Origin of the sequence: Thiomicrorhabdus sp. Kp2 (genome assembly GCF_000478585.1) — a bacterium.
GTDB lineage: Bacteria > Pseudomonadota > Gammaproteobacteria > Thiomicrospirales > Thiomicrospiraceae > Thiomicrorhabdus.
This window is the reverse complement of the sequence record NZ_ARWI01000001.1, coordinates 2,261,627-2,287,225: the sequence shown is the minus strand read 5'-3', so window position 1 is coordinate 2,287,225 and position 25,599 is coordinate 2,261,627. Positions and strand designations below refer to the sequence as shown.

Genomic DNA, 25,599 nt, shown 5'->3' with positions numbered 1-25,599 from the left:
TTACCTAAAAGCCAGTTGCTGGTTTTGCATTAAATCAAATGCATCCAACAGAGGCTGATATTTTTCAGCATTACTCTCTAACTGTGACAGCACTTCATAAATGGCTTCTACGGTAGAAAGTGATTTTGTATCTCTCTGTTTTCGCACCCGATACTTTGATTCTAAAACGGGATTCAACTCAATACGATTTAACGCACGTAATTGAGGATTGAGCTGCATGATTTTAAAGGTTTTGCGCCAAGTCCCATCCAATACCAAAACCTTAATAGCCTCTACGCCATTTAAAGGCTCTAAAACTTTCACGACCTCTTCTATATAAAATGATGAATAAGCTTCTTCTTGGTTCTCTATTTCTGGGTAGAGTAAATAGATATTTGGCGAACTTTTTAACCAATCTACCAGGCCTGGTAACTCGGCTAAATCTTCACCAACCCAAAACTGCGAACGGTTTAATGAGAGCTGAGCGATTAATGCTGTACCTTTGATTTGTTTTACTTCACTAGGGTGCTGTAGAATGCCAATTTCAACCAAATTTTCTATCGGTTGAATAAAGTCACATATACAGACTTTTTGCGGTCGACCACAGGTTTGACAAACGGCTCTAGACATAAAAAAACGGGCTTTATGAAGTTAATCAAAATGAATTTATTAAAATACGATCTAAGCTTTAGCATTGCAAATAGTGAAGAGTTTTACGAAATTAAACATTTTTTAAAACGTAACAACACCCATTCACCCAATCGTGATGATATTATTTATTTGGTTCGTGCAGGCACATCAATTATTGGCCTTGCAAGACTTTTAAAAATTGACGACCAAGCAGATGCTCTATGGCTAAGAGGGTTATATATTCAAGAACCTTGGCGTAACAAAGGCATTGCATCGCAACTTTTATTAGAAATATTACAAAGCCAGAAAAATCAATTTGAAACCAAATCTCTATTTGCTTTTGCAGAGCCGCACTTAGCCCATTTTTATAATCACAATAAATATGAAATTATAGATAAAAGTGCATTGCCGCAAAGCTTAAAACAGAAGTACAGTAATGCTCAAGAGCAGGGAAAGAATTGGCTATGCTTAGTAAAAATCATAAATTAAAAATGCAATTTAAATAAACACTATTTAAAACTTACCAGGCCTGGTAAGTTCTATAAACATAACCTCTTTCTTATTGGTCATCGGTATCTGGCAGTTGAGTGATTTCAGCTTCATTTAAAAGATGCGTTGGAATCTCTTTTTTGGTTTTACCAGCTAAAGACTTTAACATTTCAGCCTGTCTTACTAAATTACCTTGCCCCGAAATCATCTGTTTACGTGATTGTTCATAAGTCAGTTGCGCGGTTTGTAGTTGCTTACCGACCTTTTCAAAACTCTCAACAAAGCCAACAAACTTATCATGCACTTCTGCTGCGCGCTTAATCAATTTAACTGTATTTTCACTTTGTCGTTCATAACGCCAAAGTTGTTCAATGGTTTTCAAGGTGGTGAATAGAGTTGTTGGCGTAACCACCGCAACCCGTTTTTCAAAGGCATCTTCAAAAATTCGGCTATCGGTCTCAATCGCCATAAGATAAGCGCCCTCAACAGGTACAAACATTAATACGAAGTCAGGTGCATGCAACTGCTCTAAATGGTCATACCGTTTATCAGCAAGAGCGGCAATATGTCTTTGTAAACTAGACAAGTGTGCTTTGGTTGCAATTGCCTGAGCCGATTTATCATCCGCATTGAGTGCTTGTTCATAATGAACTAAAGAGACTTTAGAATCGATAATGACATGTTTATCATTGGGCATATTAATGATGACATCTGGCCTAAACCGTTTGCCGCTTTCATCCGTAAAACTCTTCTCACGTTCAAACTCAACCCCTTCAGTAAGGCCAGAACGCTCTAGTAAACGTTCTAGAATTAGTTCTCCCCAATTCCCTTGGGTCTTGCTGTCGCCTTTAAGGGCTTGAGTCAAATTTTGCGCTTCTGCAGTCATTTGAGAATTCAAGGAATGCAACTGCTTTAGCTGTTCCGTTAAACTAGCACGGCCTTCTAGATCTTCTTTATGAACCAGTTCAACACGGCTTTTAAAAGCGTCTAAGGCTCCCTGCATAGGTTTTAAAACAGCTTCAATCGTAGATTGGCTACTCTGAGTAAATTGCGCCTGTTTTTGATCAAAAATTTGATTAGAAAGTACTTTGAACTCATCGGCTAGCTGTTTTTTTGCCGACTCAAGCAACGCGAGCTTTTCACTAGATTGTTCCTGCTCTTTTTCTAAAGTCACCGTCAGCTCAGCGACCTGGGATTCACTGACCATTAGTCGATCACGTAGTCGTTCTAAAGCCTGCTCTTTTTCTGTTAATTGTGAATTTAGCAACTGTTGCTGCTTAGATAATTGTTCGGCTTGACCTTTGATCTCTTGAAGTTCATCTAACTGAATACGGTTAGACTCTATTCTTTTCTCTAGCTCAGAATGACTAGATGATAAGTTTTGAAACTGACTATTAATTGTTAGCAGTTCCGTTTCTAGCAATGAACGTTCATTAGATTGAAGTGTTAAAAGTTGATGTTTTTGATGGTTTGAACGCCATAAAAATAGCAATAACAAGACGCTTACAGCCAAACCTATAAGCGTTAAAGTAAATAGATCAATAATCATTCTGTGGGTTTAGCATTTAAAATTTGAACTTCATCAAGTCTATTTTTAACCGCTTTTTGTTCCGTTTTTGGTAGTGCATTTTGACGTGATTGTGCTTTTAATTTGTAGCTATCAATTAACTTATTTTTACGCGTTAATAACGTTGAACCCACAGGCACAAGCTGAGTCTTACCATTAACGGTAATCGGAACACCATCAATATTGGCATTATAACCATCAATATCAATGTGCTTAGAAGGAGATTTATCGTACTTGTTGTTAACACGAATTATGGTAGAACCATCAGGCTTAACAATAACAGCAGAGATAGCCACTAGAGGTGGAATATAGATGCGTTTTTTCTTGGGTTTACCGTCACCTTTTTTAGGTTCGACTTTAGTAATCACTTTTTCTGGTTCTTTGACAGGCGGATTTAAATAAGCTTCACGCTGCTTGTCGATACGCATTCGCTCTTCTTGGCTCAAAAAGAGTGTTTTAAAAAGTGGCGTAACTTGGTTGTTCTGTACCTGAAAAGTTTCAATCGCCGCATCCTGAGACGCAGCTAAACTTATCGAATTCAAACTCATCAGTCCCACAGCAAGTAAAACTGGAAATGTTACATTACCTTTAATCATATGAGATACCTTATACCTACTCTTTTATAGAGCCTTTTTTGCGGTGCTTTGATGAGTATGGAAGACAATCAAGGAACAATTTGCATTCACATTTCCCGTTGTTAAATCAAAGTTCGCATTAATATCATGGCTAGCGTCTTTTAGTTTAAGATCACAATTATGAACCAAATATAATGGGGAAATATTTTGACTAATGCTTTCAAATACTCGAACCAAATCCTCTTCATGTTGTAGTGACATTTTTAATTTCACATCACTATAAAAAAACATGCCATTTGGAATTTTAATTTTAGTGAATTGTCCGCTACTTAAAGGCTTTTCTGCCGAAAAAGAAAAACTCAAATCGGGAATAATATATTCGTCCTTTAACCTGATTAATGAATCAGTCCAAAAAACTCGGTCTTGCTGCTTTACCAAGCCTTTCTTTACAAGCTCCTGGTATTTATCACCATACTCTTGATACAGCTTAACCTGCTGTTGAAGAAATTTTACCTGGCTTTTTAATGAATTGAGTTTTTGAATTTTAGGCTTTTCTTGTGCAGCCAGTTCTTTTTGAATTTCTCCATATCCATACCAAGACGCCACAAGTAAAACGATAAGAATCACCAGTATGATGACTAGCTTTTTAAAAAAGCGTTGGACGAGTGGATCCCTTATTGTACTACTTAGGTTCAGCATCTTTGACTCTCAACGTTACAGTAAATGGTAAGGCATCAACATTACCCATTTTAGAATTAATGGATAAGGTTTGACTCAATTGTCTATTTAGTGGTTCTTTTTGCAGCTGAACCATTTCAATACCAGCAATGGTATTCAACTCGGCAACAAAAGCGTCCACCCACATAACAGGGTCATGATAGGTCTCATAAAAAGGGTAGACCCAAGCTTTAATATCAATTTGATTACGTCGACTATCAAATCGATCTAAGGTTTTCCAATCCATACTGGAGAGTTGAATATTATTATGATGGCCAAAAACCTGACTTAATGCATTTACATCAAAGCTAATTAATCGATTCACTTTCAGTTTTAAAATCGCTTCAGAAAACTCTACAGAAGCTTTAATTTGTTGGGCGTCATCCTGAAGCTTAACCACTTCTTGTAATCGTTGCTTTTCAGTCTCATGTTGAACAATTTTTTGTTCAAGCATTGCTTGTTTTTGTAAACTTACAACCGTATCGATACCTGTTATTAAGACGTAATAAATCCCCGCCAAAAACAATAAAATATTGACACCAATAAAAACTTTCTGTCCTGTGACAAGGGCATTAATTTTATTAACGTAACTGTTTCGGTAAAAGCCTTTAGGCTTATCACTAAAAGCAAAATCTACTGAAGCTTGCTGTGAAAAACAAGGGGAATGTTCTCTCTTACAATTTAAACCATTAGGAGTTACCTTTCTAAAATTTGCAACACCTACAAAGTATTCAGCCTCTTCCCATGTTGATCTAATTAAGCCTTCTTCCTGGCATTTAGCTAAGATGCCGTCAAGCATCTGCTGGTCACCATCTAAAAATACATAACCAATTGGACTGTTAAAAGGAACAATCTTCTGATTGTAAACATAACTAATTGCAAGCTTGGTTTCGTTGATTAATGCTTGACGTACGCTCTCAAGATCATCATAACTCTTATCAATTTCTACTAAACGGCTTAGTCGAAGTTCACCACCATAGAAAAACGTTTGTCTAAAAGTATTTTTTGATTGACGGCTAACTAATAAAAAGGGCTTGTTTAAGTCTTGTCTTTTTAATTTTAAATAAGGTCGTACTTTTTTCCGAAAATAATCTTCAAGTAAAAATGCTTTTGAATGAATTGCTTTAAGTACAACTTGAGCTTCTTCTAAGCTTTCTAAAAAACTACTTAAATTAAATGAATCGGTAACCGTTGCCGAGAGTATTAACTCCTCTTTACGACCATCTGCACTTGTTTGTACTGTACCAGTCCAGTGTACTTCTGAAAGCGCTACCGTGTCTTGATGAAGTCTTTGTTTACGACGTGAAGCAATTCCTGATTTTTCCCAAGGATGTACTTTTGGTGCCCACTCAAAATATAAATCTTCATCAACCAAATCAAGAATAACATCCGCTTCTGATTTCTCAGGCATCGTAGAAAGATATGCATCAATTAATGCAACGTCATTCCAGTCGAATGATTCACTATTTTTATGACTAGAAGCAGAGTTGTTATACGCCGTAACGCCACTATCTGTAATATAAAAAACATATTTCATGCTTACTGCACCTGTGCAATCGTGTCATAAATAGGCCCTAGGACCGCAATCATTACCCAGCCAACAACAAACCCCATAACCACCGTTAAGATGGGTTCAATGGTCGGCTCAATTTTATCAATCAACTCTTTGGCTTCTCGGTCATAGAAATAACTAACATTCTTTAAAGCAGTGTCCATTCCACCACTTAACTCACCTACTTTAATCATTCTTACTGCCATTGGCGGGAAGACGGTTGCCTCATCAAAGGATTCAAAAATGGGCTTTCCTTCTTCAATCATTCTAACAGCTTGGTTAATATTACCTTCAAGATATTTATTTCCTGCAATAACGCTAGCCATCCTTAAACTATCCGGAAAACTCACCCCAGCACCGTACATAACAGCAAGTGAATTAGCAATACGGGCTAATTTCAATTTATATAAAACAGGACCAACAATCCAAAGATGAAGTGTCATTTCATCTGTCTTAACTTTAAACTCTGGTGACTGTTTTCGCCAGGTCTTTAAAATAAAGATGAGTACAATTGGAACAATAAATATCTCTAATATATAATTTTGAATAAAGCCAGATGTCGCAATCAGTGCAATCGTAGCAAAACCAAGTTCTCCACCCATAGAGGTAATAAAACCTAATAATTCTGGAACAACAAATAACATCATTAAAATAACGACACCAATGACTACTGTTGCAACAATTGCAGGATAAATCATCACCTTCTTAGCTTTTGATACGAGTTCATCTTCCCATTTCAACATATTGGCTAAATCTAGAAGTATATCTTCTAATTGACCCGTTTTCTCACCTACAGAAACAAGTGAAATGTATACCTCACCGAAATCATCTTCAAAGTTTCTAAGTGATTCTGAAAACGTTGCGCCTCCTTCCATAGACTCATAGACGTTTGCCAGCATCTCTTTAACCGCATCACTCTCAAAGTTGTCTTTAAGGTCGTTAATAATTTCTAGAAGCGGTACACCAGCTCGTAATAACTGTTCTAACTGAAAAGTAACACCAATAACATCTTTTCTAGTAATTTTTGGTTTGCCTAGTAGAGAAAAACCTTCAGACTGTTTCTTGTACGTTAATAAATCTATGCGTGACTTCATTAACTTTTGTTCAAGCTCCTGCTCATTTGCCGCAGGTAAAACACCTGTGACACGCTTTCCATACTTATTGATTCCAGTATAATTATAATTTTGCATTCATAATTCCTACTTATAAGAGCTCTGTCAGGTTAACGACACGACTGATTTCTTCTAATGTCGTTTCTCCCTGCTTTACCCAACGAATACCACTTTGTGCCATGGTCGAAAAACCATTTTCAATCGCTTTATCTAATAAAGCATGCTGAGAAGCTCCCTCCAAAAGAAGCTCATCCAACTCGGATGTAAATCGTAAGGTTTCCAAAACGGCTAAACGTCCTTTATAACCTACACCATTGCACTTATCACACCCCTTGGCTTTATAAAGATGATACTCTTCACCGTCACTAATTGATAATAACTGTTTCTCAAATTCCTCTGGTTCATAAGCTTCTTTACAATGCTTACAAAGCTTTCTTGCTAATCGTTGTGCCACAATTCCAATTAAGTTACCTGACATAATTGAGCGAGAAACACCAATATCTAGCAATCTGGGAATCGCACCAATAGCTGAGTTCGTGTGGAGAGTGGCAAATACTTGATGGCCTGTCATTGCAGCACGAATCGACATTTCAGCAGTTTCGGCATCACGAATCTCACCAATAAGAATAATATCTGGATCTTGTCTTAATAACGCTCTGATACCTGCGGCAAAACCCATTCCTATTTCTTCATTAACAGGTGTTTGCCGAATTAAAGACATAGGGTATTCAACGGGATCTTCAAGCGTCATAATGTTAACGCCTATATCATTTAATTCATTTAAAATAGAGTATAAGGTGGTTGTTTTACCAGAACCCGTAGGTCCAGTAACAAGTAAAATCCCCGTTGGTCGTCCCATCATGATTTTTAATTCATCATAAGAATCTTTATCTAGGCCTAAGGCATCTAATGGAACAATCCCCTTTTCTCTATCCAATATACGCAACACAAAGTTTTCACCATGAGTTCCAGGAAGAGAAGATACACGGAAATCGATTCTTCGCCCATGTACAATTAACGACATTCGGCCATCTTGCGGAATTCTTTGCTCGGTCAAATCTAGTTCAGACATGACCTTTAATCTAACAACCAGGCCTGACCAAAACATCTTATGAAGTAAACGTATTTCTTGAAGAACGCCATCAATACGATAACGAATCCGAATATAGTCTTCTTCTGGTTCAAAGTGAATATCTGAAGCATTTCGTTTCACTGCATCCGTCAGTAAGTTATCTACTAAACGAACCATTGGCTGTGAATATTCATTATTAGAAGATATTGAAGCTATATCAGCTTTGCCTGTTTCTAATTCTTTAAGAATTCCCTCAATTGAGAGTTCATAACCATAGTAATTATCAATGGCATTTTGAATTTCAGATTCAACAACAAGAACTGGATGAACCTGAATATTAGGATTTTGTAGATGACGTCTTAATTTATCTAAGACTAAAATATCGCCAGGATTGGACATGGCTACTTTTAACGCATTATCCTTAACACTAATTGGCATTATCTGATAATTATGAGCAAAGGTTTCTGACACAAGAGAAAGCGCTTTAGGGTCAGGAACAACCTCCTTTAAACTCATGGACGCATAGCCTACGTATGAACCGACGGCCTCTCTGATAATCTCAACTTTAACAAACCCCATAGAAACAAGAATTTCACCAAGTCTCTGGCCATTTCTTTTATGTTCTGTTAAAGCAATACTTAGCTGGTCAGGTGTAATATGACCTTCTTGAACTAATCTTTCACCAAGACGCATTGGAACCTGCATCTATTGACCCTTAACAATAAACTGACGAATTGAAATCAGACGGTCTTTAACACGTTTTTTATCAAAACTGACCTTAGTATTATCAGCAAAAGCTAAAGCCTGGGTGTAATACTGTGAAGCCATAGCATATTTACCTAGATGATCAAAACTAACCGCTAAGTTCATCATATAATCAGGATTACCAGGTTCTAAAGCATAAGCTTGAAAATAACTTTGTTGGGCTGACAACCAGTCGTTTTGTCTTGCATACAAGTTACCTTGAGCATATTGCAACACAGCAGAATTAGGATATTTCAGAGCCATATCACGAAGTTCTGATTCCCATGATTTATTTAATTCAAGATGACCAGAGAGGTTTGAAATCGCCTCAAACGCGTACAGGTTATTAGGTTTAATATCTAAAACTTTTTGATAATAATTTATAGCTACAAGGTAATTACCTTGTGCTACAGCAATCCCGCCAAGCCCTAATAATGCATTAATATTTTTAGGTTCTTTACTCAGAGTTTTAGCAAATAACCTCTCCGCATTATCATAATCCCCAGAGCTATATGCTGAATAGGCTTTCCCAATATCAGAAGTTCTCGAACCAGTCAGTACAATTCTATTTTGAGTTGCTGGGCTTTGGTATTTAGCGACCTTATTTGATGGGGACACTTGAACAACATTCACACTCTTCTTAGCAACGCGTACAGGATTGTCATTCAATGACTTTGTTGAAACCCTATTTTTGTTGTCCAAAAATTCAGCAGCTGGGTTTTTATTTTCAACTAGTTGTAAATCATTCTTTTCTATTTTTTCAACAGGGGATGTAGTTTTATGTGAATCGGTTGTTAGAGGTTCAATAACATTCGATTCAACAGACTCTTTTAAAGACTTACCAAGCTCGATTACTTTATTCGATACAACATTTAGTGGTGTAACTTCTTCAAAGTTTTCTATAGGCTTACTCGGCACGGGGGAATTAGGATTTTGAGGTAATGGCATCTTGGAAAGATTATATTTTCTCATGCTTCGTTCTAAGTTTTCATTTTGCTCTTGATAATAGAGCATTCCATAGAACCCAATACCAATAAATAACAATATAACAACAAGACTAACAATAATACGAGATGAAGTCGCATATTTTTTATTCGCATTAGTTGACGTTTCTCCCGTATTAAGGAGAACAGGATTAACAGGTTGTGAACTTGCTTGGTTCTTAACTTCGTTACTTTGACTGTCTGTATAAGCAGGAAGGTTATCCATGCCCCACGAAAAGTCATCGCTCTGAATTGAATCATTGTCTAGTGAATCTGCTTTATCATCGCCTGTCAAATCAACAATATCTGAACTTGATTCTAAATGACTTTCAAGTGTCATGGCGTTTTGATTAGATTTGTTGACATTAGAAATCGACAAACCCTGCGATTTTGGTTCAGCTACCTCATCGACATCTAAAGAATCTATTAATGAGACTAAGTCAAAATCTTTTATCTCTTCATGAACCGCCTCTTTACCATTTTCAACATTTTTATTGTTGTCTTCCACGGCCAATTGAATTTCTGGAACATGCAGACTTTCATCTTGTTCATCTTTAAGCTGACTTGCAGCTTCATCTTCTATATTTTCAAAAGTATCTAAATCATCAGCTTCAATTTTGAGATTAAATATTGGTAATTCACCATGTTGATTATCACTACTTGATTCATTTTGTAAATCACCATCACTTGTAACTTCTAACTCAGGTTCAACAGGGGTTAGTAAAGGTGATTGTTTTTCAGTTACACTTCCCCCCTCAACAGCAGATTTCTCAGCATTTTTCTTTTCTTCTGCTGCTTTTTTTAAAGCATCAAGCAATACACTCACTGTAAATTCACTTTTAGTATGTTTTTGTTTTCAAAAATCGGCTAACAGAAGTCAAATCACCATTATCAACATCTGGATTTTTTACAATAACGGGTCTAATAAATATAACTAACTCCGTTTTCTTGGTCGAGTTCGATCTAACTGAAAATAAATCACCTAAAACTGGAACATCCCCTACCCAGGGAAGTCCAGTTTTGTCATTCACATTCTTATCTTCAATAAGCCCACCGATTACAGCCGTTTGACGATCTTTAAGTCTTAAAACTGAAGACATTTCCTTTTCTTGAATAACAGGTATCAAACTCTGAATTTTATCGCCATTAGAGTCAACAAGTGACGGATTTGGATCCTGTAGATATTCAACAATACTTGAAATAGTAGGACGAACATTTAAGGTTACATCACCTTCTTCACTTACAAAAGGAGTAACGCTCATGGTAAAACCTACTGGTACGGTATTAATCTCAGTTTCATAAGTAGACGTACCTGCGGTCGTTGTTGTCCCAACCGTTGTAGTAACCTCGACAGTAAAATAAACAACATTGTTTACAACTTTCAATAGTGCCGTTTGATTGTTAATCGCCATTATTTTAGGGCTAGATAAAACCTTTGTGTCACCAAATTGTTTGAGCATCTTTAAATTAGCTAAAATATTCCAATCCCCGCTTATAACCGCTCCAGGAGTTCCTGTACTATCAAGTGTATCAATAGAGAAACCGTCACTAGGTCCAGAAAAAGGTGAAGAAATACTCAATCCTCCATCGTTTCCGAAAGCTCTATCGCCAAAAAAGGACCAGTTTATTCCAGCCTGATAGAGATCATTCAGTTCAACCTCAACCACTGTGGCCTCAATTAAAACTTGTCGTTGGGCACGCAAACTCACTTCATCAATATACTTTTTTATAGACTTGTGCTTATTTGATGTTGTGTAGACTGAAATAACACCTGCTTCTGGATTAATTACAGTATTTTGAGAAACACTGGACAAAGCAGGCTGAGGTGTACCTCTCGGTTGACCACCATCTGGTTGCTGAGGAAGAATGACTCTATTGGCATTAGGATCTAGTTGCGCTAATAATTGAATATTTTTTTCTAGGTTCTTCCAAAAGTCATGTTCAGAATCGACAGTTACTTTTGTAGAGCTTGAAGTTGAACCACTTCCTGTTGATGTTCCCGTTGAACTAGAAACCGTCATTTTCATATCAATAATGTCCTTACTAGACTTCTTAATATTGACATAATCAACATTATAGTTACGCCACTCAGGAAAATCAGGTTTAATCTTCATTGTTTGAGCATCTACTTCAAACATAAATCCTACTTGATCAGATATGCGTTCCAATATACTTTCTAATGGTTGATTAATAGCGTTGATTGTAACGTTACCTTGAATACCTGCATAAATATCCATTTCTTTACCAGCATCCTTAGCTAGCTTAAATAATAATTCACCAACAGGAACATTAACGGCAGAAATAGAGTAATTATCTTGAGAGCCCAAACCATTCAACGGTGGAAGTTTAGGAATACTACTGTTTGTTAAGCTTGGTATAGACGAGCTATTAGGCACTAGGTCTTCTACATGCGCTTTTGGTTGTATATGACCACTTGGTGCAAGTTTTTCCGATACAGGAGGCGCAATAGGGTCACGTTTTACAGACGATTCTTGGCAGCCCGTAAAATTAACAACTATGACAAGCCCAAATAAAACAGAGCTAATAGATTTGACTTTAGTATTCATGAACTATTCCAATTTGTTCTAATTTTTTTTCAGTATAACGCAAATTTTGTTCCAACTGGTCTATCCTTGCTATATAAGGATTTGATGTACGCATTTTCTGAGGCAGTTCATCAATCTTTGTACTTAGTTCCGAAAATTTAGAAGACGATAAATAAAAAACCTTCAATCTAAACTTATCTACGTTCTTATTATAATCAACCAATATATGTATAGAGTCGAGGTCCATTCCTAAACCACTATAAAATTTTAATGTAGAATCTAAACTACGTATATGTCTAGTCGATAACTGGATGGCATAATTGCTGCCAACGTTCAAAACCCAATTTCTTGCCTCTTTATGATATCTGAGAATTTTGTTTAATTGTGCTGGATTTCCAACAATTGCATCAGGATTTTTTATCTTATAATCAAATAAATCGGCTGTATCCCTATCGTGATTGATTACTGGTACTTTATCGAAGTTTAGCGAACCGCTCTGTTTATTATTCTCTAATAACTCAGGCTTGGATACACTCCCTTCACTAAAAACTGTTTTCTTATCAAACCCACCAGTTTCAGACTTTAAACTATGATCGACATTTATTTCAGCCATACCCGTTTGATTAGAAGAACTTGAATGCTCTAGGGTAGATTTTTTAGATTCTAAATTAAGAACAGGCTTCATACTTTGATCTGAATTAATATTTAAGCTATTTTGTTGATATAAAAAATACAAAAGAATACTGGTTACCAAAACCAAAGTAATAGCAAGAATATAGGACAAACTTGTTTTAAGGCTGTAATTATTCGGTATGCCTTCTAGATCGGGTAGTGCTTGTAAATGCATATTTTTTGCAAATTTATCACCTGAACTAAAAACTGCCATCAATACCTTATCAGCCACAATATTAATATTACGAGGTAAACCATTTGTTAGCTTCTGTATTTGCTTAGAAACTTTAAGGTTAAAAACATCTAAACCATCGTAACCAGCTTTACGCATTCTGTAATTAAGATAAGCTTGTACATCGGAAACGATAAGAGGTGGGACGTAAATACTGTAACTAATACGACTCTTGAGTTGCCTTATTTGTTCATGCTCTAACGCTCTATCTAATTCAGGCTGACCAAATAGAACCATTTGTAACAACTTATCCCTATCAGTCTCTATATTACTGAGTAAACGCAACTCCTCTAAAGCATCAAAAGTCATAGATTGGGCTTCATCGACTAACATAACTACTTTTTTGCCAATGGAATGTATTCTCAAAAGTTCTTTTTTTAACTCGTTAACAATAGTAAATTTTTGAGATTTTCCATCAAGGTCAATCCCGAGCTCTTCAGAAATATAAAGAACAATATCCTTAGCAGATAGATTAGGGGAGTTAATATAAATAACTTCAAAATCATCAGGCAACTGATCTGCAAGCAATCTAAGAAGCATTGTCTTACCACTTCCAACCTCACCAGTAACCTTTACAATACCATCACCACGGGTAACCGTATATAACAGAGCTTCTAAAATTTCTTGACGGGAACCCTGCTTATAAAACATCTCTAAGTCTGGGGTCGTTTTGAACGGTAAAGAATTTAAACCAAAGTATTGACGATACATCTAAAATTACCAATTAAAAACTTATTGTACAAAAATTTAATACGAAAATTTAACTATATCACTTTTTGGCCCCAAAAAAAAACCCGCTATATCGAAGATATATGAAGTGACCCCCAAATGTTGGACACCAACTTTGGGGGTTTTTCATGTCCAAATACAATCGAGAATTTAAACTGGCGATTGCTAAGCAATGCCTTTCTCATGAATCCAGTCTGTCCATTTCCAAGCGACTCGGTATTCCAGATCGCTATATCCGTTACTGGACACAAGTCTATCGTTTCCATGGTCAAAATGCGTTTATCAAACGAAACACACCATACTCTTTTGAAGACAAATATCGTATCCTAAAACACATGCGTGAAAATAACTGGTCTATTAGTTATACCAGTATTGTCCATAACATGAGTTCTCCAGGTACGATTTCTACTTGGCTCACTCAATTCGAACGGTTCGGCCTTTCAGGCTTGCAGCCTAAAAAGCAGGGTAGAAAAATGAAAAAAAACCAAAAGCAAGAAACCATTAAACCAACCGAACAAATGAGCCTAGAAGAGTTACGAGAAGAACTCGAATACCGTCGAGCGGAGAATGCTTATTTAAAAAAGCTCGATGCCCTGCTTCAGGAAAAAGAACGCCAAACCAAGAAAAAGCAGGGCTCATAGATCAGCTTAGAAAGTTCTATCCACTTAAACATCTTCTCAAGGCCGCAGGGCTTGCGCGCAGTGTGTTTTATTACCATCAGGCGCGCAATGCGCTGCCTGATCGTTATGCGGACGTTAAAAGAGCGATTCAACAACTCTGTAATGAGCATAAAGGTCGTTATGGGTATCGACGCATGACCTATGCGTTAAGACGCTTAGGTCACTTTTTAAACAAGAAGGCCGTTCAACGTTTAATGCAAGAACTGAACTTGAAGTCATTCGTCAGGCCAAAGCGTTACCGATCCTATAGAGGTCAAGTAGGCCGAATTGCCGAAAATGTGCTTCAAAGAAACTTCCGTGTTGATGCACCGGATAAAAAATGGGTCACCGATGTCACGGAGTTTAAAGTCGGAGAACAGCGAGTTTACTTATCCCCAGTGATTGACCTGTTTAACCAAGAAGTGATTAGTTATCGAGTGGCCAAGAGTGCACGGCTACCACTGGTGACCGACATGCTAAAAGAAGCAGTCAATAAGTTAACAGGCAAAGTCAAACCGATATTCCACAGTGATCAAGGCTGGCAGTATCAGCATAGTGATGTACAGAAGTTACTAAAAGAGAATGGATTAACTCAGAGCATGTCAAGAAAAGGGAACTGTTTAGATAATGCGGTTGCTGAGAACTTTTTTGGAATCCTCAAAACCGAGATGTATCATCGTAAGAAGTTCAATAGCGCTGAGCATCTAATGGAAGAAATTAAAGACTATATTGAGTATTACAATACAAAACGAATCAAGGTGAAACTAAAAGGCCTGACTCCGATAGAATATCGAAATCAGGCCTTAAGTGCCGTTTAACTAAAATGTCCAACTTTTTGGGGTCACTTCAATAACGGGTTTTTAGGATATAAGCTTGGCAATGGTCCAGCCTAACCACTGAGGGTTAGGCGCTCCCTTGCTAAAATTCATCCACTAGGATGAATTTCTTTACGCGAATCGCCCTACTCTCTCGTCGGTTATTTCGAATAGACATAAAAAAACCCCGCCAGACTCAAAAGAGACTAGCAGGGTTTTAGGATATAAGCTTGGCAATGACCTACTCTCACATGGGACCTCCCACACTACCATCGGCGCTAAGACGTTTCACTTCTGAGTTCGGAAAGGGATCAGGTGGTTCCATCTTGCTATTGTCACCAAGCAATTTGGTGTTACGGGCTGATTAGTATCAACCACGTAAAATTCTTTGAAATAGATCTCTTTGAGATTTTATAAATTTGGTTTTTCTATAATCTCGAACACTCAAGGTATACCATAACCACTCTTAAACTCTTAGTTACGTTACTCTACTTCACTTTAACAAAAGTTACTTTTGAGTTGTATAGTTAAGCCTCACGGGTAATTAGTACAAGTTAGCTTCATACATTACTGCACTTCCACACCTTGCCTATCAACGTCATAGTCTCTAACGGCCCTTCAGAAGACTTAAAGTCTAGGGAAATCTAATCTTGGGACAGGTTTCCCGCTTAGATGCTTTCAGCGGTTATCCTTTCCGAACGTAGCTACCGGGCAATGCTATTGGCATAACAACCCGAACACCAGCGGTTCGTCCACTCCGGTCCTCTCGTACTAGGAGCAGCCTCCCTCAAATTTCCAACGCCCACGGCAGATAGGGACCGAACTGTCTCACGACGTTCTAAACCCAGCTCGCGTACCACTTTAAATGGCGAACAGCCATACCCTTGGGACCGACTTCAGCCCCAGGATGTGATGAGCCGACATCGAGGTGCCAAACACCGCCGTCGATATGAACTCTTGGGCGGTATCAGCCTGTTATCCCCGGAGTACCTTTTATCCGTTGAGCGATGGCCCTTCCACACAGAACCACCGGATCACTAGAACCTGCTTTCGCACCTGCTCGACGTGTCAGTCTCGCAGTCAAGCACCCTTTTACTCTTGCGCTCATTGCACGATGTCCGACCGTGCTGAGGGTACCTTCGCGCTCCTCCGTTACTCTTTAGGAGGAGACCGCCCCAGTCAAACTACCCACCATACACTGTCCCTGACCAGGATTCACTGGCCTAGGTTAGAACCTCAATAATATCAGGGTGGTATTTCAAGATTGGCTCCACAATAACTGGCGTTACTGCTTCAAAGCCTCCCACCTATCCTACACAGATAGTATCAAAGTCCAGTGCAAAGCTGTAGTAAAGGTTCACGGGGTCTTTCCGTCTAGCCGCGGGTACGCAGCATCTTAACTGCGATTTCAATTTCGCTGAGTCTCGGGTGGAGACAGTGTGGCCATCATTACGCCATTCGTGCAGGTCGGAACTTACCCGACAAGGAATTTCGCTACCTTAGGACCGTTATAGTTACGGCCGCCGTTTACCGGGGCTTCGATCAAGAGCTTCGCCTAAGCTAACCCCATCAATTAACCTTCCGGCACCGGGCAGGCGTCACACCGTATACGTCATCTTTCGATTTTGCACAGTGCTATGTTTTTAGTAAACAGTTGCAGCCACCATTTTATTGCAACCCCCGAAAGCTTACAGAGCAAGTCTTTCACCTAAGGGGGCGTACCTTCTCCCGAAGTTACGGTACCATTTTGCCTAGTTCCTTCACCCGAGTTCTCTCAAGCGCCTTAGAATTCTCATCCTGACCACCTGTGTTGGTTTGGGGTACGATTCTTTATTACCTGAAGCTTAGAAGCTTTTCTTGGAAGCATGGCATCAATCACTTCGTCCAAAAGAGGACTCGTCATCAGGTCTCAGCATAAAGTATCCCGGATTTACCTAAGATACATGCCTACATCCTTAAACTTGGACAACCATCGCCAAGCTGATCTAGCCTACTCCGTCCCTCCATCGCAGTAATAAAAAGTGCAGGAATATTAACCTGCTTCCCATCGACTACGCCTCTCGGCCTCGTCTTAGGGGTCGACTAACCCTACGTCGATTAACGTTGCGTAGGAAACCTTGGTCTTTCGGCGAGGGAGCTTTTCACTCCCTTTATCGCTACTCATGTCAGCATTCGCACTTCTGATACCTCCAGGACACTTTACAATGCCCCTTCGCAGGCTTACAGAACGCTCCTCTACCATGCCATAAATGGCATCCGCATCTTCGGTATATTACTTAGCCCCGTTAAATCTTCGGCGCAGGCCGACTCGATCAGTGAGCTATTACGCTTTCTTTAAAGGGTGGCTGCTTCTAAGCCAACCTCCTGACTGTCTGAGCCTTCCCACATCCTTTCCCACTTAGTAATATTTAGGGACCTTAGATGGCGGTCTGGGTTGTTTCCCTCTTGACTACGGACGTTAGCACCCGCAGTCTGTCTCCCATGATTGTACTTGTTGGTATTCGGAGTTTGCAATGGGCTGCTAATCCTTGACGGACCGCTAGACCATAACAGTGCTCTACCCCCAACAGTAAGACATGAGGCACTACCTAAATAGTTTTCGAGGAGAACCAGCTATCTCCGGGCTTGATTAGCCTTTCACTCCGATCCACAGCTCATCCCCGCATTTTTCAACATACGTGGGTTCGGTCCTCCAGTACCTGTTACGGCACCTTCAACCTGGCCATGGATAGATCGCCCGGTTTCGGGTCTACACCATGCAACTAAACGCCCATTTAAGACTCGGTTTCCCTACGACTCCCCTATTCGGTTAATCTCGCTACATAATGTAAGTCGCTGACCCATTATACAAAAGGTACGCAGTCACAGAACAAGTCTGCTCCTACTGCTTGTACGTACACGGTTTCAGGTTCTATTTCACTCCCCTTCAGGGGTTCTTTTCGCCTTTCCCTCACGGTACTGGTTCACTATCGGTCAGAAGAGAGTATTTAGCCTTGGAGGGTGGTCCCCCCATGTTCAAACAGGATTTCTCGTGTCCCGTCCTACTCGATTTCACACTTAAAAGATTTTCGTATACAGGACTATCACCTTGTATCGTTAGACTTTCCAGACTATTCTACTAATCTTATAAATGCTTAAGGGCTGGTCCCCGTTCGCTCGCCGCTACTTAGGGAATCTCGGTTGATTTCTTTTCCTCCGGGTACTTAGATGTTTCAGTTCCCCGGGTTAGCCTCCTGCAAGCAGGATATCCATAAATGGATGGGTTTTCCCATTCGGAAATCCACGGATCAATGCATGTTTACTGACTCCCCGTGGCTTATCGCAAGTTACTACGTCCTTCATCGCCTTCTTCTGCCTAGGCATCCACCGTGTACGCTTAGTCACTTAACTATACAACTCAAAAATAACCTTATGCCTTTTGTTAACTCCGCAAGTTCTGGTAGCTATACCATTGAATGAACTTGTTTCTGTTTATAAGGTCTGATGAGTGTACGTAACTAAAAGTTTTTCGCTGTCATGATATACGCTTGAGTATTCTCAATTATATATTTTACCTATACTTGATAACTCTTAAGCCTAAGCTTAAAAATTATCCAGTTTGCGTGACAAGCACCTGGAAGGGATACTTGCCACACCCACCTCTCAAATTGTCGGCTGAGAGGTGGGCTTCTCATTGATTGAGTCTTAAACCAACTACAATGCCTATTGATTACTCAATAAGTAATGCTTGTATTTAAAATCTCAATCGAGAGATCTATTCCAAATTTTTAAAGAACTTTTCAGTTTTTTCAGTATCGTTTGTCTACTTAATCTTATTAAGCAGAACAACCAATAGTACTGTTAATAAACTCTAGTTTTAAAACTAAAACTCATTAAAAGTAGTATTGTTAATTTTAACTAGGTTGGACTATTTCAATCACGAAGCTTATCTTTATAAGCGAGCGATTTAAATCGTTCAAGATAGTAAAATTGGTGGAGCTATGCGGGATCGAACCGCAGACCTCCTGCGTGCAAGGCAGGCGCTCTCCCAGCTGAGCTATAGCCCCATTACTTGTCTTTTTTAATCTACTCTGCGTTGCATTCGTCAATCTTTCAGTCATGCACCATAAGTACACTCCTTCAATCTTTCCTCTTGCGCCTTGATTAGAATAAAAAATCCTGCGTAATTGGTGTCGGTGTGTTGCCACCCTGACTATTTTTGATTGAGGTTGGATATTTTAAAAATCGAAGTTTGTTTTAAACAAACGAGGTTTTTAAAAGATTCAAGATCAACAAAAATGGTGGGTCTGGGTGGATTTGAACCACCGACCTCACCCTTATCAGGGGTGCGCTCTAACCAACTGAGCTACAGACCCGGGTCGTTCACTATACTTTCATGTAATTCAGAGACAATTTATGTGAAAACTCACTTAAGCTCGTAACCATCTTTATCTTAAAGGAGGTGATCCAGCCCCAGCTTCCGCTAGGGCTACCTTGTTACGACTTCACCCCAGTCATGAACCACAAAGTGGTAAGCGCCCTCCCGAAGGTTAAGCTACCTACTTCTTTTGCAATCCACTCCCATGGTGTGACGGGAGGTGTGTACAAGGCCCGGGAACGTATTCACCGCGACATTCTGATTCGCGATTACTAGCGATTCCGACTTCATGGAGTCGAGTTGCAGACTCCAATCCGGACTACGAAGGGTTTTTTGAGATTCGCGCACTGTTGCCAGTTGGCTGCTCTTTGTACCCCCCATTGTAGCACGTGTGTAGCCCATCCCATAAGGGCCATGATGACTTGACGTCGTCCCCGCCTTCCTCCGGTTTATCACCGGCAGTCTCATTAGAGTTCTCAACTAAATGGTAGCAACTAATGATAAGGGTTGCGCTCGTTGCGGGACTTAACCCAACATCTCACGACACGAGCTGACGACAGCCATGCAGCACCTGTATCCAAGTTCCCGAAGGCACGAAACTATCTCTAGTAACTTCTTGGTATGTCAAGGGATGGTAAGGTTCTTCGCGTTGCATCGAATTAAACCACATGCTCCACCGCTTGTGCGGGCCCCCGTCAATTCCTTTGAGTTTTAATCTTGCGACCGTACTCCCCAGGCGGTCAACTTATCGCGTTAGCTTCGTTACTAATCTTTTTAATAAGACCAACAACTAGTTGACATCGTTTACGGCGTGGACTACCGGGGTATCTAATCCCGTTCGCTACCCACGCTTTCGCACCTCAGCGTCAGTTTTAAGCCAGGAAGTCGCCTTCGCCACTGATGTTCCTCCAGATATCTACGCATTTCACTGCTACACCTGGAATTCCACTTCCCTCTCTTAAACTCTAGACTACCAGTATCAGATGCAGTTCCCAGGTTGAGCCCAGGGCTTTCACAACTGACTTAATAATCCGCCTACGCGCGCTTTACGCCCAGTAATTCCGAATAACGCTTGCACCCTCTGTATTACCGCGGCTGCTGGCACAGAGTTAGCCGGTGCTTCTTCTAAAGTTAACGTCAAGAACAGCAGGTATTAACTACTGAACCTTCCTCACAATTGAAAGTGCTTTACAACCCTCGGGCCTTCTTCACACACGCGGTATGGCTGCATCAAGCTTTCGCTCATTGTGCAATATTCCCCACTGCTGCCTCCCGTAGGAGTCTGGGCCGTGTCTCAGTCCCAGTGTGGCTGATCATCCTCTCAAACCAGCTAGAGATCGTTGCCTTGGTGAGCCATTACCCCACCAACTAGCTAATCTCACGCGGGCTCATCCTATAGCGATACCTTCCAAGGAGAGGGCACCTTTACTCCGTAGAGCATATTCGGTATTAGCGTACGTTTCCATACGTTGTCCCCAACTATAGGGTAGATTCCCACGCGTTACTCACCCGTCCGCCACTCGACGCCTGAAAAAACAAGTTTTTTCATCGTTTCCGTCCGACTTGCATGTGTTAAGCCTACCGCCAGCGTTCATTCTGAGCCAGGATCAAACTCTTCAGTTTAATCTTGCTGATATATTTCAATTCCATCTCTGGAAATAAACACTCGGAATTGACAAAGTGAACATGATAAATAAATAATAAATTATTTATTACCAAATACATAATTTGTCAAAAATCGAGATTTTTTATTTGGTTACTCACTTAAGGAGTTTCCACATAAATTATCTCTGAATTACCTGATTTTTAAAGAACTTAGGTCTCTTCGAGAAAGTTAAGAAGCGAATCAAATTCACTTGCTTTTCCTTCTCGGTAAGCCGCTTATTATAAGTTGATTTCCAATTCGTTGTCAACAATTTATTTCAAATTATTTTCAACTGCTTTTTCAATCAACTTAACAATCTCATATCAAATACTCAATCGTTAAGCGGGGTTCTCAACCACTTTCAACTCCCTGTTGACTTAGCGTCTAACCAGTTCGTTGTGTGTCTCCGTTGGAACAGGTGCGTATTCTAGTCATTTCACAAAACAACGCAACCCCTTTTTTCACCTTTTTGACACTTTTTTTACATTTATTCCAATACCACCACTTAACCCCATCTTACCCACGAGTTATCCACAGAGTTATTCACATTTTGGCTTCTTACCCTATTTTTTCTAACTCAAAACGTGTGGTTATTCACAGTATCAAAAGAATTCTTCCAACAGGTGACTTATAAAAAACAAAAGGCGATGCCTTTCGACATCCCCTTTATTGAAACAACAGTTATTCATCTGGTTTAAATCGATTTAATTCAATTCTAGAATTGAGTCGCTTTCTATATTTTCTTTTTTAGGAGCTTCATTTTTGTCTCCATCTATAGTTGGAGAGGACCATGGACCTGTTATTTTATATTTATAGGTAACTAGGTTTTCATTCACTCCAGGTAGTACTTTCATTAAGGTATAAACGGCTAATGCTGCCAATGGGTTTGCTGTTCCAGCTAAGGCTGCGATGGTCGGTACTGTCGCACCAATTTTAGGGGTTATACTCGCATCTAAATCGAAACTCTGTTTTGAGATGTTTGCATTACCTTTTATTACCCCATTTGCTGATGGCGCTTTAATCGTAAAATTATCTATTAATACAATTCCATCTTTTAAATTTGCTTCACCTTTAATCTCGTCATAAACCATACCTTTATTAGTCACATCTTTAAGATCGAGCTTTAATCTTCTAACCAATGACTCAATACTTAACAAACCAATCAATCTGGCAAAACCTGGTTCAATGTCTTCTATAGAGCCATCTTCTAATTTAAATTTAATATTACCTTCTGTGCGTTTCGTTGAGAAACATTCCAGTCCACCTAACCAGGTTAACCTAATATCTACACGTCCCGATTTTCCAGTGAAACCTTTTTTTAACTTAATAAACTCGGTTACAGCAGATACATTTTGTGAGTTAAGCTGTATATTAAAAGCACTTTTACCTGTTTGTTTATCAAATATGTAGCCTCCTATTAATGTCCCCGCTCCGCCACCAAAGCTTCCTTGGATATTTTCGATTTGCAAATTGTCCATGTCGTCAACCAACTTAAAGGAAACCGAATCCACCTTTCTCTCGTCGATTATTAAGTTTTGCCCTTTAAATTGAATAATTGGCAGTAGAGGCTCTTTATCATCGATTATGCAATTATTCTTTTGCGACGCCACCGCTTTGTCTGTTGTATTCGCCATGTCATCAGTATAAAAAGAAAACTTCTTTACTTTTACATCGATTAAATCGGCTTTGGTAAACTGTACTGCGGCATCAATATCTTGATTTAGCACATTCACTATTAACGGTTCATTAGCTTTACTTTTCCAAGTAAACCTTAGATTGGAGTAGTCATGTGATAAGAACTTGGCTTGTTTTACAAAAACGGAAGATGATGACCAATCTAAGCTTGAAGAATTATCTTTGCTAGACGGGGATAAAAAATCGATTTTTTTTGAAATTGGCATCCATTCATCTAAAGACAACTTTTGAATATTACCTTTCACAAAAGAGTATTTATTAAGTGTATCTTCTTTTTTAACTGGAACTTGACCTAACCATATTTTATTATTTGTGAGTTCAAAACCTGCCTTATGCTTTTCCCAAAGTAAATTGGCTTTTACCAGGCCTGGTAATTTCAATTCACTTTTTATAGACTCGCCTGAAATTTTTGTACTAATTGTTGCTTTTTTACTTGCTAATGATTCTTTATCTAACGGTGTTGGCAATTTGCTTTCTGCTTGAGCTAGATCCACATCCAAGTCAAGAGTAACATCCTTGTTTTTAGATGCCTTGAAAGGTACAACAATTCTTGCCGACCAGGGAACCGCTTTATTAAACCAATCATGTTCTTTTTCAAAAAAGCGACCACTTCCGGTAATATCGGTCTGCTTTGTTAGCTTGTTCGTTTTAACTTGAACTTGTCCATCACCATCCAATAATTTAAAACCAAGCCTTTGTGAAGAAACGCCTTGTTCAGAAAAGTCGAGACGCCCTTTAATATCCGTTAAATGAAGTTTTTCTAAAATATTTAACTTAGCTCTATTAAAGATAACGTATCCACTCACTTTCACAGCACGGTCTTTATAACCCGATATGGGCACCCAAATCTTATCGACATGGACTGTTGATTGGCCTGAAAGCTTACCGCCCTTGGTTAAAAACTCTTTAATCCCTAAGCTTTGAGAGAGAGGTGAAGCATTTAAATAATTAACTGCATTTTGTAGTTTTGTTTGCACATTACCCTGAACCGTTAACGCTATATCTTTGTTATCTAAACCAGGAATATTCACTAAAACATCTTTGGCAATGACATCGGTACCAATATTTACCTTATCAACCGCAATAGCTAAATTGAATGGTGTAAACACTAACTCTGCGTCAAAATCTCTAAGTACAGGCCATTTGGGATTAAAATTCAAAGCAGCGTTTTTTACACTAGCCACAACTTTAAAAAGACCATCTTTGTTTTGAAAAGGGAATGCACTCAAAACACCTCTAATATCACCTTTAATAGTGATATTTTCCCCGCCCACTAAACCTTCAGTTAACCACTTTTTGAGCTTATCTGTCATAAAGGCATAGGGCAGATAGTTTTTTAAGCGTGATATGGAATCAATATTCATCGAAAATTCGCTATCAATATAGCTTGAGCTAAGTTGATTCATCTTTAAGTTGAACGGCATTTTATCTATTAAAAAACGGCTATCAGGTAAAGACCAGACCTGGTTAACTTTATCTAAACTCAAGGTAAAAGAGGCTGGCAACTCCAACTTCATAGGCTTGTCATGCACTTTCGGTTCCATTATCCACACAGGATTAGGTGTTGAGACCATAATGTTTTCAGGCGTTTTGATCACATTAAATTGACGTAAACTCATCCCAGGATAATCTGTAACGGGGATATCCAATCGATCAAAAAGAATTTCTAACTCTGGTAAATCCAGTGTTTTCCAATTAAAAATCCCCTCTAAATTTGAAATACTCAAATATGCAGAACGGTCAAACAAGGATGCAATATGCGGGTTTTTTATTAATGACTTAACCACAACTTTAAATGGTTCTATATCAAAATAATCGGCATTAAATCGAATAAACTCCTGCCCTTCAAACCTTAAATCCATTGGTGAAATGGACTCAATATAACGGTTATCAATCTGAATCTTAGATAAAGTAAAGCGCCAATCCTTTAGTTTCTTGGAAATATTTTGATGTTCTACGTTCCAATTAAGCTTTAATCCTAAGTTGTCAGGCAACCCTTTATGTAACTGATGCCATTTTAAAGCCTGGGTATTGAGATTTAATTCCATTGATGACAGTTGCGACTTACTCAGATGGCCCTTTAAATCTAAAATAAGCTCACCATCAGGAAGTACAGACTGCCAATTGACTGACAGTAATTTACTTAAACGTTTAATACTTAGTGGTTTAAAAGAGGTAAGTGAAAACTCACCATTTTCAATCCCCCCCCAAACAGTTGGTGTGAATGTAGACTTGAGATTAAATCGCTCATACTTCAGTACATCTTTATAGTTCAAACTAAACTCAGAAACGATACTTAAATGTGAGCCATAGAGTGATTGAAAGTTATGTAGCTGAATGGAAAGACCAGGCCTGCCAACTTCATTTAAAACAAAGTCTTGCAGTTTAATGCGTTTCCATAGATGACTAATATTCGTATCAACCCTTCCTAACTCTTGTATATCAAATGCTTTACTCTCTTCTTCAAGAGAGCTGTTAAGCTTGGATTGAAAAGCCCCCTTGGTAATTTGTAAAAAATCACCGTACCCAGCAGTAGGAATAAGCATAGAAAATGCATTGATATCAACAATAAGTTTTTGAGCTTGGAACTCGAAATCATCCGAGCTAATCGAAAAGTTTTTTAGACTTGCTTGAAAACCTAACCAATCTTGTTCAATCTCAATTGAACCCAGCTGAATTTTCGAATCGGTTAACCATTCAGAGGTCGCAACAAATTGATTAGGAAAAAATTGCACCCAAGAGATAAAAAGGCGGGTAATTAACAAATAGGCAACAAAAAGGCCAAAAGCCCAATGCAAAGTATGATGTGTGCTTTTTACAATCATCCAT

Annotated in this window: 14 protein-coding genes, 2 tRNA genes and 3 rRNA genes; 3 read left to right on the top strand and 16 right to left on the bottom strand. The window is 38.9% G+C overall.

Annotation, left to right across the window (positions count from 1 at the left end; genetic code table 11):
* On the bottom strand, positions 1 to 609 hold the full coding sequence (locus A379_RS10290) for a tRNA-uridine aminocarboxypropyltransferase (RefSeq protein ID WP_040727925.1): 609 nt from the start codon (positions 607 to 609) through the stop codon (positions 1 to 3).
* Between the two features lie 30 nt (positions 610 to 639).
* On the opposite strand from A379_RS10290, the gene A379_RS10285 reads away from it, so the two are divergent.
* Entirely contained in the window at positions 640 to 1,098 is a 459-nt protein-coding gene (locus A379_RS10285) for a GNAT family N-acetyltransferase (protein WP_157832366.1), read from the top strand.
* Between the two features lie 70 nt (positions 1,099 to 1,168).
* Here A379_RS10285 and rmuC read toward each other — a convergent pair whose 3' ends face one another.
* The 9 genes from rmuC to A379_RS12835 are packed head-to-tail and all read right to left on the bottom strand — an operon-like array spanning position 1,169 to position 13,581.
* Positions 1,169 to 2,647, bottom strand: a complete 1,479-nt coding sequence (rmuC, locus tag A379_RS10280; protein WP_040727922.1) for a DNA recombination protein RmuC — start codon at positions 2,645 to 2,647, stop codon at positions 1,169 to 1,171.
* Positions 2,644 to 3,261 carry a hypothetical protein gene (locus A379_RS10275; RefSeq protein ID WP_040727921.1) on the bottom strand — a complete coding sequence of 206 codons (618 nt, stop codon included), beginning with the start codon at positions 3,259 to 3,261 and terminating at the stop codon, positions 2,644 to 2,646. Before A379_RS10275 ends, rmuC begins: the two co-directional genes overlap by 4 nt.
* Before the next feature lie 24 nt (positions 3,262 to 3,285).
* Positions 3,286 to 3,939, bottom strand: coding sequence for a hypothetical protein (locus A379_RS10270; protein WP_040727919.1), 654 nt, complete (start codon positions 3,937 to 3,939; stop codon positions 3,286 to 3,288).
* Positions 3,923 to 5,494: a hypothetical protein gene (locus A379_RS10265; protein ID WP_040727917.1), complete on the bottom strand. Its 1,572-nt coding sequence runs from the start codon at positions 5,492 to 5,494 to the stop codon at positions 3,923 to 3,925. Before A379_RS10265 ends, A379_RS10270 begins: the two co-directional genes overlap by 17 nt.
* A gap of 2 nt (positions 5,495 to 5,496) precedes the next feature.
* Complete coding sequence (locus tag A379_RS10260; protein WP_040727916.1) at positions 5,497 to 6,699, bottom strand: type II secretion system F family protein; 1,203 nt, start codon at positions 6,697 to 6,699, stop codon at positions 5,497 to 5,499.
* 13 nt (positions 6,700 to 6,712) lie between these two features.
* Positions 6,713 to 8,398 (bottom strand): GspE/PulE family protein, encoded by a 1,686-nt coding sequence (locus A379_RS10255; RefSeq protein ID WP_040727915.1) that lies wholly within the window; start codon positions 8,396 to 8,398, stop codon positions 6,713 to 6,715.
* Positions 8,399 to 10,246, bottom strand: a complete 1,848-nt coding sequence (locus A379_RS10250; RefSeq protein ID WP_040727913.1) for a tetratricopeptide repeat protein — start codon at positions 10,244 to 10,246, stop codon at positions 8,399 to 8,401.
* Between the two features lie 13 nt (positions 10,247 to 10,259).
* Positions 10,260 to 11,987 carry a pilus (MSHA type) biogenesis protein MshL gene (mshL, locus tag A379_RS10245; RefSeq protein WP_040727909.1) on the bottom strand — a complete coding sequence of 576 codons (1,728 nt, stop codon included), beginning with the start codon at positions 11,985 to 11,987 and terminating at the stop codon, positions 10,260 to 10,262.
* A complete protein-coding gene (locus A379_RS12835) occupies positions 11,977 to 13,581 on the bottom strand; it encodes an ExeA family protein (protein WP_051145162.1) in 1,605 nt (534 codons plus the stop codon). The genes mshL and A379_RS12835 overlap by 11 nt, the downstream gene beginning before the upstream one ends.
* A 146-nt stretch (positions 13,582 to 13,727) precedes the next feature.
* Here A379_RS12835 and A379_RS10235 point away from each other — a divergent pair, with 146 nt between their 5' ends.
* Both A379_RS10235 and A379_RS10230 read left to right on the top strand, forming a co-directional pair.
* A complete protein-coding gene (locus A379_RS10235) occupies positions 13,728 to 14,240 on the top strand; it encodes a helix-turn-helix domain-containing protein (protein ID WP_040725716.1) in 513 nt (170 codons plus the stop codon).
* Positions 14,150 to 15,076, top strand: coding sequence for an IS3 family transposase (locus A379_RS10230; protein ID WP_106381680.1), 927 nt, complete (start codon positions 14,150 to 14,152; stop codon positions 15,074 to 15,076). Before A379_RS10235 ends, A379_RS10230 begins: the two co-directional genes overlap by 91 nt.
* Positions 15,077 to 15,301: 225 nt before the next feature.
* On the opposite strand, the gene rrf is transcribed toward A379_RS10230, so the two are convergent.
* From rrf to A379_RS10200, 6 genes are all read right to left on the bottom strand, one after another.
* Positions 15,302 to 15,416: ribosomal RNA gene (gene rrf, locus A379_RS10225) — 5S ribosomal RNA — on the bottom strand.
* 180 nt (positions 15,417 to 15,596) lie between these two features.
* Positions 15,597 to 18,463 (bottom strand): 23S ribosomal RNA (locus tag A379_RS10220).
* A 580-nt stretch (positions 18,464 to 19,043) separates the two neighbouring features.
* Positions 19,044 to 19,119: transfer RNA gene (locus tag A379_RS10215), tRNA-Ala, on the bottom strand.
* A gap of 232 nt (positions 19,120 to 19,351) precedes the next feature.
* Positions 19,352 to 19,428 (bottom strand) — tRNA-Ile (locus A379_RS10210).
* A 79-nt stretch (positions 19,429 to 19,507) separates the two neighbouring features.
* A 16S ribosomal RNA gene (locus A379_RS10205) occupies positions 19,508 to 21,053 on the bottom strand.
* Together the 16S, 23S and 5S rRNA genes with 2 tRNA genes alongside form the textbook arrangement of a ribosomal RNA operon.
* Before the next feature lie 726 nt (positions 21,054 to 21,779).
* Positions 21,780 to 25,595 (bottom strand): YhdP family protein, encoded by a 3,816-nt coding sequence (locus A379_RS10200; protein ID WP_040727908.1) that lies wholly within the window; start codon positions 25,593 to 25,595, stop codon positions 21,780 to 21,782.
* Positions 25,596 to 25,599 lie beyond the last annotated feature (4 nt).

Bases quoted from the DNA above. Each gene is read 5' to 3' on its own strand.
- A379_RS10285 (WP_157832366.1), top strand. From the start codon at position 640: ATGAATTTATTAAAATACGATCTAAGCTTTAGCATTGCAAATAGTGAA.
- A379_RS10265 (WP_040727917.1), bottom strand. From the start codon at position 5,494: ATGAAATATGTTTTTTATATTACAGATAGTGGCGTTACGGCGTATAAC.
- A379_RS10290 (WP_040727925.1), bottom strand. From the start codon at position 609: ATGTCTAGAGCCGTTTGTCAAACCTGTGGTCGACCGCAAAAAGTCTGT.
- A379_RS10235 (WP_040725716.1), top strand. From the start codon at position 13,728: ATGTCCAAATACAATCGAGAATTTAAACTGGCGATTGCTAAGCAATGC.
- mshL (WP_040727909.1), bottom strand. From the start codon at position 11,987: ATGAATACTAAAGTCAAATCTATTAGCTCTGTTTTATTTGGGCTTGTC.
- A379_RS10255 (WP_040727915.1), bottom strand. From the start codon at position 8,398: ATGCAGGTTCCAATGCGTCTTGGTGAAAGATTAGTTCAAGAAGGTCAT.
- A379_RS10200 (WP_040727908.1), bottom strand. From the start codon at position 25,595: ATGATTGTAAAAAGCACACATCATACTTTGCATTGGGCTTTTGGCCTT.
- A379_RS10260 (WP_040727916.1), bottom strand. From the start codon at position 6,699: ATGCAAAATTATAATTATACTGGAATCAATAAGTATGGAAAGCGTGTC.
- A379_RS10270 (WP_040727919.1), bottom strand. From the start codon at position 3,939: ATGCTGAACCTAAGTAGTACAATAAGGGATCCACTCGTCCAACGCTTT.
- A379_RS12835 (WP_051145162.1), bottom strand. From the start codon at position 13,581: ATGTATCGTCAATACTTTGGTTTAAATTCTTTACCGTTCAAAACGACC.
- A379_RS10275 (WP_040727921.1), bottom strand. From the start codon at position 3,261: ATGATTAAAGGTAATGTAACATTTCCAGTTTTACTTGCTGTGGGACTG.
- rmuC (WP_040727922.1), bottom strand. From the start codon at position 2,647: ATGATTATTGATCTATTTACTTTAACGCTTATAGGTTTGGCTGTAAGC.